Annotated in this window: 14 protein-coding genes and 1 tRNA gene; 11 read left to right on the top strand and 4 right to left on the bottom strand. The window is 39.4% G+C overall.

The annotated features are described in order from the left end of the window. The first annotated feature begins 159 nt into the window (after positions 1-159). A tRNA-Pro gene (locus Phpb_RS22555) sits at positions 160-236 on the top strand. Positions 237-334: 98 nt separating this feature from the next. Here Phpb_RS22555 and Phpb_RS22550 read toward each other — a convergent pair. The 4 genes from Phpb_RS22550 to Phpb_RS22535 all read right to left on the bottom strand — a co-directional run bounded on the left by Phpb_RS22550 (position 335) and on the right by Phpb_RS22535 (position 4334). Then, the gene (locus Phpb_RS22550; RefSeq protein WP_240492661.1) at positions 335-1411 is read right to left on the bottom strand and encodes a methyltransferase domain-containing protein; all 1077 of its coding nucleotides are present in this window, start codon (positions 1409-1411) and stop codon (positions 335-337) included. Positions 1412-1542: 131 nt separating this feature from the next. After that, positions 1543-1923, bottom strand: coding sequence for a PadR family transcriptional regulator (locus Phpb_RS22545; protein WP_201445816.1), 381 nt, complete (start codon positions 1921-1923; stop codon positions 1543-1545). Positions 1924-2215: 292 nt separating this feature from the next. After that, on the bottom strand, positions 2216-3478 hold the full coding sequence (locus tag Phpb_RS22540; RefSeq protein WP_240492660.1) for a cytochrome P450, cyclodipeptide synthase-associated: 1263 nt from the start codon (positions 3476-3478) through the stop codon (positions 2216-2218). Positions 3479-3539: 61 nt separating this feature from the next. Beyond that, positions 3540-4334: a tRNA-dependent cyclodipeptide synthase gene (locus Phpb_RS22535; RefSeq protein ID WP_240492659.1), complete on the bottom strand. Its 795-nt coding sequence runs from the start codon at positions 4332-4334 to the stop codon at positions 3540-3542. A gap of 996 nt (positions 4335-5330) precedes the next feature. Between Phpb_RS22535 and Phpb_RS22525 the strand changes: the two genes are divergently transcribed. The 10 genes from Phpb_RS22525 (at position 5331) to dppF (ending at position 16893) form a co-directional block, all read left to right on the top strand. Further along, entirely contained in the window at positions 5331-6251 is a 921-nt protein-coding gene (locus Phpb_RS22525; protein WP_065392312.1) for a DMT family transporter, read from the top strand. Between the two features lie 446 nt (positions 6252-6697). Continuing rightward, positions 6698-7639 carry a cysteine synthase family protein gene (locus tag Phpb_RS22520; protein ID WP_082302663.1) on the top strand — a complete coding sequence of 314 codons (942 nt, stop codon included), beginning with the start codon at positions 6698-6700 and terminating at the stop codon, positions 7637-7639. A gap of 2 nt (positions 7640-7641) precedes the next feature. After that, positions 7642-8205 carry a phosphoribosyltransferase family protein gene (locus tag Phpb_RS22515; protein WP_065392310.1) on the top strand — a complete coding sequence of 188 codons (564 nt, stop codon included), beginning with the start codon at positions 7642-7644 and terminating at the stop codon, positions 8203-8205. A 103-nt stretch (positions 8206-8308) separates the two neighbouring features. After that, a complete protein-coding gene (locus tag Phpb_RS22510) occupies positions 8309-9229 on the top strand; it encodes a DMT family transporter (protein ID WP_065392309.1) in 921 nt (306 codons plus the stop codon). Positions 9230-9240: 11 nt separating this feature from the next. Further along, positions 9241-10488, top strand: coding sequence for an ATP-grasp domain-containing protein (locus Phpb_RS22505; RefSeq protein WP_065392308.1), 1248 nt, complete (start codon positions 9241-9243; stop codon positions 10486-10488). Between the two features lie 628 nt (positions 10489-11116). Then, positions 11117-12727, top strand: a complete 1611-nt coding sequence (dppA, locus tag Phpb_RS22500; RefSeq protein ID WP_065392307.1) for a dipeptide ABC transporter periplasmic-binding protein DppA — start codon at positions 11117-11119, stop codon at positions 12725-12727. Positions 12728-12954: 227 nt separating this feature from the next. Further along, positions 12955-13974 (top strand): dipeptide ABC transporter permease DppB, encoded by a 1020-nt coding sequence (gene dppB / locus Phpb_RS22495; RefSeq protein WP_065392306.1) that lies wholly within the window; start codon positions 12955-12957, stop codon positions 13972-13974. A gap of 10 nt (positions 13975-13984) precedes the next feature. Further along, complete coding sequence (gene dppC, locus Phpb_RS22490) at positions 13985-14884, top strand: dipeptide ABC transporter permease DppC (RefSeq protein WP_065392305.1); 900 nt, start codon at positions 13985-13987, stop codon at positions 14882-14884. Between the two features lie 12 nt (positions 14885-14896). After that, complete coding sequence (gene dppD / locus Phpb_RS22485) at positions 14897-15877, top strand: dipeptide ABC transporter ATP-binding protein (RefSeq protein ID WP_046395272.1); 981 nt, start codon at positions 14897-14899, stop codon at positions 15875-15877. Next, positions 15874-16893 carry a dipeptide ABC transporter ATP-binding subunit DppF gene (gene dppF / locus Phpb_RS22480; RefSeq protein ID WP_065392304.1) on the top strand — a complete coding sequence of 340 codons (1020 nt, stop codon included), beginning with the start codon at positions 15874-15876 and terminating at the stop codon, positions 16891-16893. Before dppD ends, dppF begins: the two co-directional genes overlap by 4 nt. Positions 16894-17188: the final 295 nt, after the last annotated feature.

The following is a 17188-nucleotide window of genomic DNA, read 5'->3' as shown; positions in this document are numbered from 1 at the left end:
CCGGAACCGTAGTTTTTCCTCTACAGATAAAATTTTTTATAAAAACTGTGTGAAAGTGCGGCATAGCGACGTTCACGCTGTTTTTATCAGCAACTAACCTATGATTATCAAAAAGGTATTGACGGCCTGTAGCGAGCGCAGTAAGATTCGGCTCGTTTTCGGCGAGTAGCGCAGCTTGGTAGCGCAACTGGTTTGGGACCAGTGGGTCGGAGGTTCGAATCCTCTCTCGCCGACCAATTTAGAGTTTGGGGCTGTCAAATAAGCCGCAGATTTAAAGAAATAGAGAAGCCTTACAGTGATTGCTGTAAGGCTTTTTGTCATATGGCTGTTTACTCTAACAGCCACAGTCGTTTGGTGCATAAGCTTGCATAACTTTGCTATCAGCATCAAAAAGCTTCGGCCTTCCACCGTTGAAAAGGCCATAATGTTTTTTCCCATCACCAATTAAATCAAAAAGTGTATGGTAACGACTTTTGCTGATCATATCGGCAGTATTCCGGCATACTGGGACCGCTCTACCTGTCTCAAAAATATGTTCTCGATCAAGCACAAACTGATCCGGGGCATCCGATAAATTGCCTTTGTAAATGGCAACTTGACCATAATCCTCACAACGGTCTTCCAAATCTAATTTGAACAGCCTCAGCGTCATTGAATACAGTTTTGCACCGCCCAGTTTCGCTTCGATCTCCTTATTATTTATGGATTTCAAACTGCTATTAACGACACGAACATCATTAAAACCGGCTGCTTTTGCCAGCCGTATGAAATCTTCAAAGTACAATGCATCACCAATACACTCACAAACAATTTGTTGGTCATTTTTCAGCGATTGGTCCAGCCTTCTATCCAGAAAAATATCAGAAAAATAGATTTCACCACCTGATTTGAGTAAACGGGCCATACCAGCCAACACACTTGTTTTAGATACAGATAGATTGATGGCACAGTTTGAGACGATAACGTCGATACTTTCAGGTAGTAAATTAAGCTGTTCTAGCGACTCGATATAGCCTTGCTGAAAATGCACATTGGTGGATGAATAGTTAAAGATTTGACGATGGTAATCCACAAAACGTTGGGCAAATTCGATTTGTTCTGCCGTTGCGTCAATACCAATAACTTTACCCTCAATACCGACAAGGTGAGACAGAATAAAACAATCACGCCCACTACCACATCCCAAATCTAATACTGTTGTTCCTTCTAGTAAGGGAGGAAAAGGCGTACCACAACCATAAAAACGACTCTGTACATCAGGATGGATAAGCTTAAGAATTTCTTTGATTCTGTCTGAAGTGGTGTTGTCCACAGTGCATACATTTATAGCAAGATCCTCTCTACTAGACAGGGTTTTACCATAATAGTGTTGTATGTCTTCGATTCGTCGTTTAATCGATTGTTCGTTCATATTTATTTCCTTCAAATTAAATTATTAATAGGCCGATATTACGTTTCGGTAATTTGGCGCCAGATTTACAATGGGTTCTCATATTCCTGATCAATGCATAGATGATCAATGTATAAAGTCAAAAAAAACCGTCATTGCTGACGATTGATATGTGCGGCGACTTCCATCCAAGCTTCTACCGCGACAGTAAAAGCTTTACGCCCTTTATCTGTTAATGTGTATACTTTGCGTCCACGACCTGCAACGGTTTCGTTATGTACCGTGACATATCCACCCTGCTCAAACTCACGCAGTACCGGATAAATCGTACCTTCAGTAGGTGAACAACACCCTTGGGTAGAATGTTCAACCTCACGGGCAATTTCGTAACCGTGCATAGGCCGTTGTTGTAAGACACAGAGAATGAAAAACTTGGATAAGCTCATCTTAATGATGCCATTCCAATACATTCTATCAGTGTAGTCCACTGTGGTTCGTCCAACAGTGTTAAGTGTTTTCTTCGATTTGTTCATAACGGCATCGTATACATTGAGCATCAAGGTGTCAATGTATCAGGTAGTCTATTTAATTTGTTTTATTATTGACTTTATTCATCATCATGAGTCACCTCTTTTCGATAATAAAATGCAGGTATCTCCTGACTGTTTCAAGGGATGCCTACCTCCGGCATCCCTTTGATCAGTATTTCAGATGAATCTTCTGAACTATTTCACACAAGTCTGATTTCTTCCAGAACTGCTACATACTCACCGTTATGTCACTGTACTGTATATCCTCGCTTACGCCATAGCATGAACCTTGTTCCTATTTCATCGTCTCTGAGGTAGTTTTCAGATCAGGGGCACCATTTCTTGAGATAGAAGGTATTATTGGATCAAAACTTAGAAGAAGTTTAGAAGGTCCTCGTGTATATACCCCTGTTTCTTGGTAATGATAGTTATCGGCAAAACGTAAATTGCTCAGGCGATCCAAAATAATATTGGATGAAACTTCCAACTGACTGAGTGAAAATGCAGCCGCAGCACAGGCATGAGTACCTGCTCCAAAAGCTAGATGTCTTTTTCGATTTGCTTTCTGTTGAGAAGTTGTATTTTTTCTTCGATATAGATCAAATTCATTTGGTTTGTGAAAAACCGATGGATCGCGATTAGCTGCGCCAATCATACAAAATATTAAAGCGCCTTTGGGAATATCGATACCAGAAATAGTGACATCTTCACTCGTTTCTCTTGGAATTAGCTGTACCGGTGATGTCAGACGTAAAGTTTCTTCAAATGCATCCCGAACTAGACTGCGATCTTTAAGCACTGCATCAAGCATACTCGGATGAGATATTAAGTGATTAAGCATCATTGCTAATATCTTGTCAGCAGGTTCTATAGCCGCTAATAGAATATTTAAACACAGTGCTGTAATTTCACTCATGGACATCCCTGTATCTTGACAGAATATAGATATAATGTCGCCGCCGGGATTACGCCGTCTTTGCTCTATTATAGGGTTTAGTAAGCGAATTAATTTCTGACTACATTCAAGACTGTGCATTTTTTCTGGCTCTGTTTGGTCAAACTGGGTAATAAAACTGGCGATACCCTTGTGCCATTCAGCTATATCACGATAGTTATCACTTGGCAGTCCGAGAATAGTTAATGTGACTAATACGGCATAATCGCGGCCAAAGTCATTAACAATATCTATATTTCCTTTTTCTATATAAGGTTGTAAGAGATTTTCAGTAATCTTTCGAATCATGGGTTCGTAGTAGCGATTAAAATAATCTCTTGAAAGTCCTTGCATTATGAGTTTGCGTTTACACGCATGCTCTTCACCTTCCATTTGAGCAAGAACGCGATCCCCCATAACCGGTTCGGCAAGTGCAGTTAATGGCTTCGTATTGAAAATTGAGGATTTTAAAATAGCTTCAACATCCTTATATTTGCCAATAAAATAGCTGTTTTGAGATTGTTCAAAATAAACTAAATCTTGTTTATGTAAGGCGTCGTAAAAATCATAAGGATTTTTTATGAATTTAGGGTCGAGAATACTAAAAGAATTTAATTTAGCCATTATTGTGCTTCCTTTCTAAAGATATTTGGTACTAAGAGCTTATTAATTTTAAATACAATTACTATTTCATCAGACTGTTTGTATTTTGTACTTGAGTAACGATTCCGCAACTTTGTCTATCGCCTACTTGTATAGGATAACTACCACTAAACAACCCTTTTCCGATTGGCCAAGGACGGTGATAAAGTAACGTAGAATACTTTACCCCAAGTAATCGAGGGGTATCGAGATAAAAGGGAATTTCAGCGAAAATATATGGCAACGCTTTATATACTAATTGTAGGTCAATTAGACCAAAGTATTGCCCGGTACCTTTTAGTCGCCCTTTTATAGCTTGAAAGGACATATCAAGGCAGATTTTTTTAAAAGATTTTGATTCATTGAAAGCGTTTTTAACTTGTATTTTAAGAGATTGGTAGTCATGGTTTAGTGCAAAGTCACTAAATTGAATGACTCTGATCTGCTTACTTCTTAACATTGCTATGGAAATAACATATTCAAGGTTACATAAATGACGTCTAATTTCGCGTTGTGTTTTCTTGAGGGCCTTAGCATCCTCAGTTCCACTAGCGACTAAAAGGCGTGAAGCTTCACGTTCACAAGGTAACAATATGTCAACTTGTCGGAAATAATGACTTGACCATTGAATAAGGTCCATCACATAGTTCTTTGAAAAACGCGAGTTAAAGGGGCTTATCCCTACTAGCGCGTGATCACCTTTTTGAATAATTTTGTCACAACGAGAGGTTTCACCTTGGACAGTAAATGATGGTGAATTCTCGTGCAGCAATGTTGAATAGACTGATAATATTTGATCGTTCGTTTCTTTTAAGAATTTTTTTTCAGTAGATAACATTTCTATTGACTTTCCATTTTTTTAATATAATCCTGATATGAAGTCTTTAATTTTTATATAGATTCATTACATCTCCATTAAAATATTGATACATAAATTTGATATAATTTAATCTCGTAAAAATGTCAAAGATTATTGAAAATCGGAGTTAGATAAACTACATTTCGAGTCGATAAATGGATTGATGTTAAATGAGTTTTGACCACTTCTGGCTAATATTTAAACAACGGGTATAAAAATGCATCGTCGTCCTTGGAAACAAGATAGCATTCTTTAATAAGAAGGTTGTTCAGGTAACAACACCTAATGCTGTATTTTTAACTTTACGTCAACATGCTTCGCCATATTAGTCATGTGGCGACTTTATTTGAGTATATTGACGTTAATATGGCTGGATCAATGGCAAGAAACTATAACTATTTTTCATTGGTAAACTTATTGGATTTTTATTGATAAATTAAAAAATAAATTACGCTATTTAATTTTAGGTTTAATTTAATCCATTACATCAGTAATCCTGTAGAAAAATTACGTATATACTAATAATATCATAGTAAAAAATAACATTTAATTACTATCCATGATATTTAATTTATCCATCTGAGAAATATCTCTCATTCATTAAATGACTTGATTGAAAAAACATAAGAATGGTGTATGAATATTATCTTCTACGAACATCAAATGGAATGTAAATGTGAGATTAAATGACATAGGTAACACAGTTTTACTTGAAATTAATAAGTTTAGAATAAACGGCAATCGAGTATTTTCAAAGTGTGAATATCAAAATTCTATCAATAAACATAAAGACAGGATATTTTTTCATATTGTTAATACGTTAGAAAAAGAAGATAAGATACGGCCAAACATGACATTGATTGACTGTTCGACAAGAAATATTGAGACAGGTGAGATTAAAGATGAATCCGTAATAACAAAAGGAACTCAATGTCGGAAATTTACTTTTTGGAATAAGAGAATCATAGGTGATATATGTCTTCACATAGTGGCGTAATATATGGGGTTATTTTCTGCCTTATCAGTGCAGCATTTGATGTGTTTGTTGCGTATTTAACTCAATCGATAAATTCAGCTATTGTTATCTTTTATTGCTTTATATCATCCACTTTGTTATTTATGACGATAAGTATTTTCAAAGGGGTTGATCAGTTAATTTCTAAGGTCCGCAAGAACACTTTATTGGTGTTAATTGTTAATGTCTCAATTTTACTAAATTGGGGAGGATTAATCATTGCGCTACGTTTTCTTGAACCTGCAATAGTAGGTGTCGCTTCAGTAGCTTGCGGCCCTGCGATAACTATCCTTCTCTCATCTTTTATCGATAAAGACGAAGCAAAAACAGAAAAATTGGAAATTATCATATCCTGGTTAGTTCTCATTGGGGTAGGTGTGATGCTGGTAAATTCATTTTTGGGAAATAGTGGGTTTTCATCAACTTCAATTCAGGACAGGATTATTGGTATTGTTAGTGTGATATTTGGTGCCATAGGAACAGTATTATACACTATTTTTTCTAAGAAATTATTTAAGGAGAAATGGCAAACATATGAGATATTGTCTGTTAGAAGTATTTTAATGGTGGTACTTTCATTTTTTTATGTTGCAATATCCGATGTTTCTCTTCGTTTAGATATCGAGGTGATTCTTCCGATGTCGGTTCTTGTTATAGTTGGACATTTACTGCCAATCTATCTGGTATTAAAGACAATTAATGCTATTACCCCTCTTCATGTCTCTTTGTTATTTCTGCTACTACCTGTATTTACGACTCTTTTCCAATATCTTGATTCACGCATAGCGTTTTCTGTTGAAAGTTTGATTTCAGCTTCGGTTATAGTTTCTTTATTAATTATTCTTGGGGTGAGCAAGATAAAAAAGACAAATAGGGTATAGAGTGAAAAAGATTGCTATTGTAGATGGTTTTTCTTTTGGTAAGGTTATGGTTAATGATTTTATAGTGTAATTATAGAGATGCCCCTTTTTCTATGAGGCTGCTTTTTGTGCTGATGAAAATAAGGAATTATTTAAAGGAATATGGACATGTTTACTTCTAGAGTAAACATGTTGTTTTTATTATATAAACTTACTCAATTAATCAAGAAAGTCCATGTGTAAATTACGCATATACTAATAATACCATAATAAAAAAATAACAATTAATTACTATTAATGATATTTAATGTATTTATTCTTATCCCTCGATTTTATTAATTTCATGATAAATAAGGCTTAATTTATCCATCTGAGAAATATATCTCATTCATTAAATGACTTGATTGAAAAAACATAAGAATGGTGTATGAATATTATCTTCTATGAATATCAAATGGAATGTAAATGTGAAATTAAATAACATAGGTAACACGATTTTACTCGAACTTGATAAATTTAGAATAAACGGTAATCGAGTATTTTCGAAGTGTGAATATCGAAATCCTACTGGCAGCCATAAAGATAGGACATTTTTGCATATCGTTAATACGTTAGAAAAAGAAGGTAAGATACGGCCAGGCATGACATTGATTGACTGTTCGACTGGCAATGGCGGGGCGGCACTAGCATGGATAGGAAGAGAGAAAGGGTATAAGGTCAAGATATTTATGCCGGAAGGCATGACAGATGAGCGTAAAGAGCAAATAAGATCTTATGGTGCAGAAATTTATGAGACACCAAAGGAACTGTTTCTGAATGGGGCTGTTGCGGCAGCAAAAGATTGCGCTGAAAGCGGAGATGATGTCTTTTTTCTTGACCAATCAGGTACAACTTTAAATAAGGAAGCTTGGAATATATGTGGAGAGGAGATCGTTAAAGAATTAAAAGAAAATAATCTTATTCCTGATTATTTTATTTGCTCGATAGGTACGGGTGGAACTTTCTCAGGAATTGCCGAAATATTAAAAAGAGAATATCGCAATATAAAAACAGTTGGCATTGAAGTAAGTAATTCTGCGCCATTATATGCACTGAGAAACGGCCTTCATTTTGAACATCATAATCATAATTTGATGGGGCTTGGTGCGGGTGTTCTTTCGGTCAATACTGTCCAAGAATTAGTTGATGAAGTATATACAGTAGAGGGGGATGAAGCATGGAAAAGAATGAAAACATTTATATTAAGTGATGATCTTGGTATAGGCCCTACTTGTGGTGCTAATTTACTAGTATGTGAGAGGATGCTGCAAAAAGTACATAATAAAGTATTCATTACGTTATTCTTTGATAGTGCATGGAAATATAAAAGTCGTTGGGATGGTATTTATCCTGAATATAAGGCAGATTGAAAATGTTATTAGAAGATGTTTATGAAAACGCAAGGGTTGTTAATTCGGGGAGAGCACTTACAACAGTTAATGAATTTACAGATCAATTACCTGCATTGAGGCCCCAGGTTTTGATCGAGGTTGCTCATAGAATAATCCAATTAATGGATCTTAAAGTAGATAAAATTGTTACAGAAGAAGATAAAGGCGCTCCACTGGCGACAGCTATCTCTCTCTTTACAGGAATACCATTAGCAATGGCTAGATGGTATCCCTATTGTTTGGATGAGATGAATAATACTGTTGTACAGATCAGCTCTGAATATTTTGAAGGAAAAATGTACCTCAATGGAATAGAGCCAGGTGATCGCGTCTCTATTATTGATGATACGTTAAGTACCGGAGGGGCGGTGATATCCCTTATAGAAGCCGTACAAAAGAGAGGGGGTGAGATTAAAGATGTTATCTGTGCGGTAGAGAAAATCCAGAATAATGGTAAGAATAAGGTGAAAGATAAAACGGGCATAGAGGTGAAAACGATTATGAAAATTTATCTTGATCATAAAAGTGTTAAGGTTATTGATTAATAACAAATATGAAGACAATAACGATTAAAGATGAATTTGCAATAATAAGAGGGCTTCAATGTCGGAAATTTACTTTTTAGAATAAAAGAACGATAGGTGATATATGTATTCGTATAATGGCGTAGTATATGGGGTTGTTTTCTGCCTCATCAGTGCAGCATTTGATGTGTTTGTTGCGTATTTAACGCAATCGATAAATTCAGCTATTGTTATCTTTTATTGCTTTGTATCATCTACTTTGTTGTTTATGATGATAAGTATTTTCAAAGGGATTGATCAATTAATCGTGAAGGTCCGCAAGAACATCTTATTGGTGTTAATTGTTAATGTCTCAATTTTACTAAATTGGGGAGGATTAATTATTGCGCTGCGTTTTCTTGAACCTGCAATAGTCGGTGTCGCTTCAGTGGCTTGCGGTCCCGCGATAACTATCCTCCTCTCATCTTTTATCGATAAAAGCGAGGCAAAAACAGAAAAATTGGAAGTTGTCATATCCTGGTTAGTTCTCATTGGAGTAGGTTTGATGCTGGTAAATTCATTTTTAGGAAATAGTGGATTATCATCGACCTCAATTCAGGATAGGATGATTGGTATTGTTAGTGTGATACTCAGTGCGGTAGGAACAGTATTATACACTATTTTTTCTAAGAAATTATTCAAGCAAAAATGGCAAACATATGAGATATTGTCTGTTAGAAATATCTTAATGGTAGTAATTTCATTTTGTTATATTTCAATATCCGATGTTTCTCTTAGCTTGGATATTGAGATGATTCTTCCGATGTTGATTCTGGTTATGGTCGGACACTTACTTCCAATCTATCTCGTACAGAAAACAATTAATGCCATTAGCCCTCTTCATGTCTCTTTGTTGTTTTTATTAATACCTGTATTTACGATTCTTTTTCAATATCTTGATTCACGTATAGCGTTTTCTGTTGAAAGTCTGATTGCAGTTTCGGTTATAGTTTCTTTATTAACCATTCTTGGTGTGAGTAAGATAAAAAAGACAAATAGGGTATAATGAGGTATAAAATGAAAAAGGTTGCTATTGTAGATGGTTTTTCTTCTGGTAAATTTATGGCTAAAGCGCTTTATGAGAAGGGGTGTTATCTCTTGCATATCGCTTCGAAATCAGATTTACATAGTTATTATTATAAAGGATTTGATTATTCAATCTACCAAGAGCACCATGTTCACGATACGATAGAGGATACAGTCAACTTTCTTAAAAAACAGGAAGTTGAATTTATTATTGCCGGGAGTGAAAGTGGTGTTTCGCTTGCTGATGAGCTTAATAATCATTTTGAATTGAATTATAAAAATGATTTTGCTAAGACATCGGCAAGACGTAATAAATATGAGATGATTGATACACTGAAAAAATGTGAAATTCCTGTGGCTGAACAAGGAAAATTTTCAGATTGGTCTACGGCGGAACAATGGATTAAAGCCTTTAATAACTTTCCTGTAGTACTTAAACCGTTAGAGAGTGCGGGCTCTGATGGTGTTTATATTTGTAAAGATGTGCATTCAGCTAAGGAAGCTTTTCATAAAATACTGGGAAAATCTAATAAACTTAATATCTGTAATCATCAGGTTTTAATACAAGAATTTCTTAACGGAACTGAATATGTCGTTAATATGGTATCGCTTAATCGTCACCAATTAATTACCGAAGTAGTAAAATATAAGAAACGCAAGCTTGATACGGGTAGTATAATTTATGATATTGATGACATTATCGATTCCTCTTATTCAGAATATAATGTTTTAGTAGAATATACGAGAAAAGTTGTCATTGCTTTAGGTATATTTAATGGCCCCAGTCATGCGGAAGTGATGTTAACACCTGATGGTCCAAAACTTGTTGAAATTGCCGCGAGAATAGATGGAATATTACGACCGACGATAGCAAAATTAACAACAGATTTAGGGCAAATTAGTGCTGCTGCCATGTCTGTTGTTGAGCCAGAAAATTTCCATAAAGCTATACAAAGAGAAGCTTATACTCTTATTAATCATTCCTATAATGTATGTTTGATTAATCATCGTCCTGGTATATTTACTGCTAATGATTTTATGGCAGAATTAAAGAAATTGCCCTCTTTTTGCGAAGCAATTTTTTATGTTGATGAAGGTGATGAAATCGAAATAACTAAAGATGTTTTTAGCCAACCTGGAACAGTTTACTTAGTTCATCATGATAAGAATGTTATCCAGCAAGATTACGAAAAAATTAGGAGAATGGAAGAACTGGGTGGGTATTTGAAACCTATTTAGAATTATAGGTCAGATAATAATAATGGTCGCTAACCAGAGAGGCGTTATATTTTCTAGTAAATTTCTGGCTCTGGCGGCTATAAACTATCAATGGATAAGACTAGATTTAGTCGTTTAGATATTATCTAAATTTACCGGTAAACCGTTAATGAAACCCAAGGTGATGGAAAGTAGAAATAGATAAACTAGTAACAGGTTTTTGTATTTATTTATATTATTGATGTTATACTTATTGGATTAACTTTTCAGGTGCCGATTTTATTCGGCGCACAGCATTTTATACCAGTTATCATCTTTTCTCGTGAAATAATCGTTTACTAATTAATCAAACAACCACAATTTTTGCGCCCAGGTTAATAGTGATTAGTACTATCGCTATGTGCTTTTTATGGTCTTTTTGTCTATAAAATGTGTTCTTTGTCATATTTTTGTGCTAACTATGTTAATTATTAGTTTCCTTTGTGTTTTCCTGTTGTTTGTGACATCTGTTGAGATCTTATTGACGCAAGAGACAACAGTTGTTTAATTGATAAGCTGAAAATAATAAACAAAACCTAAACAGCGCAGTTTCGGACAGGAAGTGCAGATTCTGGCTGTACACAACAACATCACAAATGGAGTGCAAGAAATGACTACTTTCTCTAAAAGAGCGAAGTTATTGAAGCTAGGGGTCAGCTTAGTTGCATTGGCAGTAACCGCCAGCGTTCAGGCAAAAACATTGGTTTACTGTTCCGAAGGCTCACCGGAAGGCTTTAGTCCACAACTGTTCACTGCTGGTACAAGCTATGATGCCAGCTCTATACCGCTGTATAACCGTTTGGTTGAGTTCAAAGCCGGTACCACCGAAATCATACCTGGGCTGGCGGAGAGATGGGATATCAGCGATGATGGCAAGACGTATACTTTCCATCTGCGCAAAGGCGTTAAATGGCATGAGAATAAAGAGTTCAAACCCACTCGTGATTTTAATGCTGATGATGTGATCTACTCTTTCATGCGTCAAAAAGATGAAAATCACCCATACCATAAAGTCTCTGGTGGTAGCTATGAGTATTTCATTGGCATGGGCATGAGTGAGATGATCGATAAGATTGTAAAAGTTGACGATTATACTGTCCGGTTTGAACTGACCCGTCCAGAAGCCCCGTTCCTGGCTGACATAGGGATGGATTTCGCCTCTATTATGTCCGCGGAATATGCAGATAAAATGATGAAAGCCGGTACGCCGGAAAATGTCGATCTGAATCCAATCGGTACTGGCCCATTCCAGTTGGTTCAATATCAGAAAGATTCTCGTATCCTGTATAAAGCGTTCAAATCCTACTGGGGCGATAAAGCGAAAGTGGATCGGTTGGTCTTCTCTATTACTCCTGATGCATCTGTTCGTTATGCAAAACTACAGAAAAATGAATGTCAGATCATGCCATATCCAAATCCAGCGGATATTGCCCGTATGAAGAAAGATAAAGATATTGTCTTGTTAGAACAACCGGGCTTGAACGTGGGTTATGTTTCGTTCAATGTCACCAAAAAACCATTGGATAATCTTAAAGTCCGTCAGGCGTTGACGATGGCGGTCAATAAAGACGCTATCGTTGAGGCGGTTTATCAAGGAGCAGGTCAAAAAGCGAAAAACCTGATTCCACCGACAATATGGGGTTACAACGATAACATTAAAGATTATCCATATGATCCGCAAAAAGCGAAACAGTTACTCAAAGAAGCGGGTTTAGGAGATGGTTTTACTATCGATCTGTGGGCAATGCCGGTACAGCGTCCGTATAACCCAAATGCTCGTCGTATGGCGGAAATGATTCAGGCGGACTGGGCGAAAATTGGTGTGAAAGCCAAAATTGTCAGCTATGAATGGGGCGAATATCTGAAACGAGCTAAAGATGGCGAGCATCAAATTGTGATGATGGGTTGGACCGGGGACAATGGTGATCCAGATAATTTCTTCGCAACCCTATTTAGTTGTGCGGCCAAAGAGCGGGGTTCTAACTACTCTAAATGGTGCTACAAACCATTTGAGGACATCATTCAGCCCGCGCGCGTAGCTTCTGATCACGCCAAACGTGTCGAGCTTTATAAACAGGCACAGGTTGTGATGCACGAACAGGTTCCAGCGCTGATTATCGCTCATTCCGTTGTTTATGAACCCATCCGTAAGGAAGTTAAAGGCTATGTTGTTGAGCCATTGGGTAATAAACACCGTTTCGATACAGTATCTCTCGAATAATCCTGTTTTTACTTTGTTGTGATACGCCATCCTCCTGCTTTCTAACCGAAGATGGCGGTTTTCTCCAGGCAGTCATAGTCAGAAGAAAACTAACAAGATAAGTAGAGGCAAGATGTTTATTACGTTGTGAACCAAAAGATTGTGAGCCAAAGGGGGAAAGTCCTCCCCCTTATCAAGCCAAACGGCCTGAGAGCTGTAACCGGCATTTAAAAAAGAGAGTTTGGGATATGTTGCAGTTCATACTCCGACGTCTGGGGTTGGTAATCCCAACGTTTATTGGCATTACTTTACTGACTTTTGCTTTTGTCCATATGATCCCCGGCGATCCGGTGACCATTATGGCCGGGGAACGTGGAATATCTGCTGAGCGCTATGCTCAGCTAATGGCTGAAATGGGGTTGGATAAACCACTTTGGCAGCAATATTTTCATTATGTAAGTAATGTGTTACATGGCGATCTGGGTATCTCCATGAAAAGTCGTATCTCGGTGTGGGAAGAGTTTGTTCCCCGTTTCCAGGCAACGCTGGAACTGGGGATATGCGCCATGCTGTTCGCTATCTCTGTTGGTATTCCCGTTGGCGTCCTCGCGGCGGTAAAGCGTGGTTCTGTTTTTGATCATACTGCGATAGGACTTTCTCTAACTGGATACTCCATGCCGATCTTCTGGTGGGGGATCATGTTGATCATGTTAGTTTCTGTCCAGTTGGATCTGACGCCGGTATCCGGGCGAATAAGCGACAGTGTTTTCCTTGATGACAGTTATCCGCTGACGGGTTTTATGCTAGTCGACACCCTTTTCTGGGGTGAAGCCGGTGATTTTAAAGATGCGGTGATGCATATCATTTTGCCTGCCGTTGTCTTGGGGACGATTCCACTGGCGGTGATTGTCCGTATGACTCGCTCTTCTATGTTGGAAGTCCTCGGTGAAGATTATATCCGTACTGCACGCGCTAAAGGCTTGAGTCGTATTCGTGTGATTGTGGTCCATGCGCTTCGCAACGCATTGCTGCCGGTTGTAACCGTTATCGGCTTGCAGGTGGGCATTATGCTGGCGGGGGCGATCCTGACTGAAACCATCTTCTCTTGGCCGGGGCTGGGACGCTGGCTGATCGATGCCCTTCAACGCCGGGATTATCCGGTGGTTCAGGGAGGCGTATTATTGGTGGCTATCATGATCATCTTGGTTAACCTGATAGTTGACTTGCTATACGGCGTCGTTAACCCGCGTATCCGGCATAAAAAATAGGGAGCACATTATGTCTCAAGTGACTGAGCCTGCAAACCGTGTGCCTAAAATTATGACGCCGATGCAGGAGTTTTGGTATTACTTTAAGCGCAATAAAGGGGCCGTTGTTGGTCTGGTTTATATTGTGCTGATGTTATTAGTCGCTCTGTTGGCGGGGGTGCTTGCCCCACACAGTGCGTCTGAACAGTTCCGTGATGCTTTGCTGACACCACCGGTATGGCAGGACGGAGGAAGTTGGCAATTTATTCTGGGTACTGATGATGTTGGACGCGATTTACTTTCACGTCTGATGTACGGCGCTCGGCTTTCACTGCTGGTAGGTTGTCTGGTGGTGGTGCTATCCCTGTTGATGGGGGTGGTTCTGGGTGTGTTGGCGGGTTATTTCGGTGGTGTGGTGGATATTATCATCATGCGTATCGTTGATATTATGCTGGCGTTGCCAAGCCTGTTGCTGGCTTTGGTGCTAGTGGCTATCTTTGGGCCATCGATTGTCAATGCTTCGTTGGCGTTGACCTTTGTCTCTCTGCCACATTACATCCGCTTAACTCGTGCTGCGGTGTTGGTAGAAGTCAACCGTGACTATGTGATGGCTTCACAGGTGGCGGGGGCGGGTTCTATGCGTCAGATGTTTATCAATATTCTGCCTAACTGTCTGGCGCCGCTGATTGTGCAGGCTTCTCTGGGTTTTTCTAATGCCATTCTTGATATGGCTGCTTTGGGTTTTCTGGGGATGGGGGCGCAGCCACCCACGCCGGAATGGGGAACTATGCTGTCTGATGTATTGCAATTTGCACAAAGTGCCTGGTGGGTAGTGACGTTCCCCGGGATAGCAATTTTGTTGACAGTGTTGGCGTTTAACCTGATGGGTGACGGTTTGCGTGATGCACTTGATCCTAAACTCAAGCAGTAGTGAGGTAGTGAAATGGCACTGTTAAATGTAGAAAAATTATCGGTTCACTTCGGTGACGAAGAAGCGCCATTCCGCGCCGTTGACCGCATCAGTTACCGAGTTGAGCAAGGGCAGGTTGTCGGGATTGTCGGAGAGTCCGGTTCTGGTAAATCGGTCAGTTCATTGGCGGTGATGGGATTGATTGATTATCCGGGCAAGGTAATGGCTGACAAGCTGGAATTTAACCAGCGTGATTTGACCAAAATTTCCGAACAAGAACGTCGCCAACTGGTTGGTGCGGAAGTGGCAATGATCTTCCAAGATCCGATGACCAGCTTGAATCCCTGCTATACCGTTGGGTTTCAGATTATGGAAGCGCTGAAAGTGCATCAAGGCGGCAATCGTCGTACTCGTCGCCAGCGAGCGATTGATCTGTTGACCTTGGTGGGTATCCCTGATCCTGCATCGCGTCTGGATGTATATCCGCATCAATTATCCGGTGGTATGAGTCAACGGGTGATGATCGCAATGGCGATTGCTTGTCGGCCCAAATTACTGATTGCTGATGAGCCAACAACGGCTTTGGATGTCACCATTCAGGCGCAGGTTATTGAACTGTTGTTGGAGTTGCAACAACGGGAAAATATGGCGCTGATATTAATCACTCATGACTTAGCATTAGTGGCGGAAGCCGCTCATCACATTATCGTGATGTATGCCGGGCAGGTGGTGGAATCCGCCAAGGCATCGGAAATCTTCCAGGCGCCACGTCATCCCTATACTCAGGCATTGCTCCGGGCATTACCTGAATTTGCTACGGATAAATCCCGTCTTGCTTCTCTACCGGGCGTGGTACCGGGGAAATATGACCGGCCCGTTGGTTGCTTATTGAATCCGCGTTGTCCATATGCAAATGACCATTGTCGTCAGGTGGAACCGGAATTAAGAACGGTGGGGGAACGTCAGGTGAAATGCCATATGCCGTTGGATGATGCGGGGAGACCGACAATATGAGTGAACCTATTTATCCGGCGCGGGAGACATCAACGGCGCCGTTATTAAAAGCGACAGAACTGAAAAAATATTATCCGATTAAAGGGGGGCTCTTTTCGCCTGCTAGAACGGTAAAAGCGTTGGATGGCGTCTCTTTCGAACTGGAAAAGGGAAAAACGCTGGCGGTTGTGGGTGAATCGGGGTGTGGTAAATCCACGCTGGGGCGATTGCTGACGATGATTGAAAAGCCAACCGAGGGTGAGCTTTATTATCAGGGACAAGATCTGTTGGTGCCAGATAAAGACGCTGAAAAGCTACGTCGTCAGAAAATCCAGATTGTGTTTCAAAATCCTTATGGTTCACTTAATCCGCGTAAGAAAGTTGGTCAGATCTTGGAGGAACCTCTGCGGATCAATACCAAGTTGAGCGCACAGGAACGTAAAGAGAAAGTGTTGCAGATGATGGAAAAAGTGGGGCTAAAAACGGAACACTACAGCCGTTATCCGCACATGTTCTCTGGTGGTCAACGCCAACGGATCGCGATTGCCCGCGGCTTAATGTTGGACCCGGATGTGGTGATTGCGGATGAACCAGTTTCCGCGTTGGATGTCTCGGTGCGGGCGCAGGTGTTAAACCTGATGATGGATTTGCAGCAAGAGCTGGGGCTCTCCTATGTCTTTATTTCCCATGATTTATCGGTGGTTGAACATATCGCTGATGAAGTGATGGTGATGTACCTCGGTCGTTGTGTGGAAAAAGGCAGTAAAGAGATGATTTTCAGTCATCCACGTCACCCCTATACACAGGCGTTATTATCAGCAACGCCAAGGTTGAATCCTGAATTACGCCGTGAAAGGATAAAATTGACCGGTGAATTACCAAGCCCAATGAATCCACCACCCGGTTGTGCGTTTGCAGCGCGTTGCCGCCGGGCGCTTAGCATTTGTACTCAGCGTCAGCCAAAACTGAATCAATATGGTAATCAACTGATCGCCTGTTTTGCGGTTGATCAGGATGAAAATGTCGCAGTGGAATAATTGGTTAAGTTAATAAATTTTAAGGATGGTGAGGTTGAACCATCCTTAATTTCCCGTAATAGCGTTTGTATAAACGCTATTTTTCTTTCTGATTTCCCCTTTCAAACATAAGCTACGGCAATTTACCTAAAAAGAGTTAGTTAAAAGAGATTAGAAAAATCGACTTTTTGACAATGATGGGTTTGTTGCTACAAATGCCATTCAGCAACTCATTCATTACACGTATAAAAATCCCTTATGGGATGAAATATCCGTTTTCTGGGACGGAATGCTTACCCTGTAAATATTCTTATGA

Origin of the sequence: Photorhabdus namnaonensis, assembly GCF_001684335.1 — a bacterium.
In the GTDB taxonomy this organism is placed as follows: Bacteria; Pseudomonadota; Gammaproteobacteria; order Enterobacterales; family Enterobacteriaceae; genus Photorhabdus; species Photorhabdus namnaonensis.
This window is presented reverse-complemented; position numbering and strand designations above follow the sequence as displayed.